The sequence below is a fragment of the Exiguobacterium sp. s168 genome (assembly GCF_018619035.1).
In the GTDB taxonomy this organism is placed as follows: Bacteria; Bacillota; Bacilli; order Exiguobacteriales; family Exiguobacteriaceae; genus Exiguobacterium_A; species Exiguobacterium_A acetylicum.
The window spans coordinates 1-1,871 of the sequence record NZ_JACSNE010000054.1 but is presented as its reverse complement, the minus strand read 5'-3'; the positions used below and the strand labels follow the sequence as shown (position 1 = coordinate 1,871).

The 1,871-nt window shown below is 41.2% G+C and carries 2 protein-coding genes and 1 pseudogene; all 3 read left to right on the top strand.

Annotation, left to right across the window (positions count from 1 at the left end):
• On the top strand, positions 1 to 483 hold a 483-nt coding region (locus tag KNQ15_RS16510; RefSeq protein ID WP_214730116.1), incomplete at its 5' end, for a replication initiation factor domain-containing protein.
• 546 nt (positions 484 to 1,029) lie between these two features.
• Positions 1,030 to 1,287, top strand: a complete 258-nt coding sequence (locus KNQ15_RS16505) for a ribbon-helix-helix domain-containing protein (RefSeq protein WP_214730115.1) — start codon at positions 1,030 to 1,032, stop codon at positions 1,285 to 1,287.
• Positions 1,288 to 1,452: 165 nt separating this feature from the next.
• Positions 1,453 to 1,871: pseudogene (locus KNQ15_RS16500) on the top strand (hypothetical protein); the annotation flags it as partial.

Genomic DNA, 1,871 nt, shown 5'->3' with positions numbered 1-1,871 from the left:
TTTTGGGGCGGTGCTGGAGACAATCAGACGTATTATGTTGGTGGTGCTAGTTCCAAATTACAAATCGTTACTTATAACAAACGTGCGGAACGTGCTAGCAAAATGGGATTGCCTGAGGAAACCATCTCATCTGAGGATTGGTGGAGAATTGAGGCAAGATTGGATAAGGATGAAGTTTCTACCTTCTTGGAAGACGATTCTTACAACCCGTTTAACGATGCTGTACCATACTCTACAATACCGTTGGGAATGAATACTCTTAAGGCGACAGATAAGCTGATTCTGTTGGGCTTATTAACTCCTGAGGGGAAAACAATTTTAGCTGATCTCTCGTTCCCTACAAGGAAAAAATACAAGCAGATGCTTGAAACGTACACAATGCCTCTTCCGATTGATATAAAAGGTGACTTTGAAGACGCAAAAAAAGACCTGCGGCAACAGGTCTATCGTTGGTTAAACTACGCAAAAGTAGTAGTTAGCTGATACTTAGATTATACCATAATTGAATAGAACTGGGGCACCTTGGCTTGGGTGTCCTTTTTCGTGTACCTACACAGGAGACGTATTTACAGGCGTATCGGAAGCGGAGGGCGGAAGGGAGTACCTGCGTCTAGCAGGGGGTACCCTACGCCACCGAACCGACACGCATTAACACGGACACTGTCTAGAGTCGAAAAGAAACCAAATCTAGGCTTCCAGTAAACAATTGATGACAAAGTATACTAACGATTTAAAATCAAACAGATGTATACAAAGTGATTTTGCTTACCCGTTTCTTGGAACAAGAGTATAACGGGCTATACTCTCGGAAGTACATTCAGTGTTTATGTCGCGAAAGCTATTTTATACCGGGCGGACTCCCTGAGTACACTCAAAGACAGTGGCCCCAGAGAGGGCTTAGCCCGACGGGGACGATGTTTTGGGGGGTTCGGGGGGTCGGGGTCCCGGTGTCAAATAGAACGTGAAATAAAAAACTTCACAGACACCAACAGAAGTGCTAATATAACACTATAAAGGAGAGTGATAATAATGGCTGCTTCGAAATCGAGAGCTAATATTTATTTACCTGAAGAGGTACATCAATGGTACAAAGACAGAGCTTCTAATCAAGGTAATACTATGAGTGGTTTGGCATCGTTTGTGCTTCAAAAATACATGTTAGAAACTAAATACATGGAAGAGGATTTACCTAAATTTATCGAGATCGCTGAGAAAATGGGATATGAAGATCCTGATGGTTTGATTCAAGTTATGAAGACGATGATGGAAAAAACAACAGGAGATTGACTGAAAAATATGCGCTTTCCTCTAACAGGCGCATAACCCTAAAAACTTTTTAATTTGCAGACCTCGCTCCTTTCCTTTTTAACTTGATTTTAATTCCACATTAGCAGAAAAGTTGGTGATGAAATGACTTCGTTTTCTTTAGACCGGTTAACTATTTTGGGGGATATGAATGAGGATTTGGAAAATCTTATTCGTTACCTAGAGTATCGAGTTTTGTTGAATAGAATAAGAAGTGCTTATCCTTACGAATATGCTTATACGATTCCTGGTGGTAAGGGAATCATTCAAGTAGCTAGAAAAGATGCTAAGGTTCCTCAGATACGTTTTGAGTTTAATCCTAAGCACTCGAAAGACCCTGAGATTTTCGCTTTGTATAGGTCGATCATTGGTTACTTGAAAAACGTATATTGTACTCGGGCGGACTTGGCGTTTGATTATGAAGAGGATTTAGAAGGTGTGAGATGGATTGATTACTTAGGTCGTCCGGGGAGTATGTTTTGGGGCGGTGCTGGAGACAATCAGACGTATTATGTTGGTGGTGCTAGTTCCAAATTACAAATCGTTACTTATAACAAACGTGCGGA

Coding starts and splice junctions, on each gene's coding strand:
- KNQ15_RS16505 (WP_214730115.1), top strand. CDS start 1,030: ATGGCTGCTTCGAAATCGAGAGCTAATATTTATTTACCTGAAGAGGTA.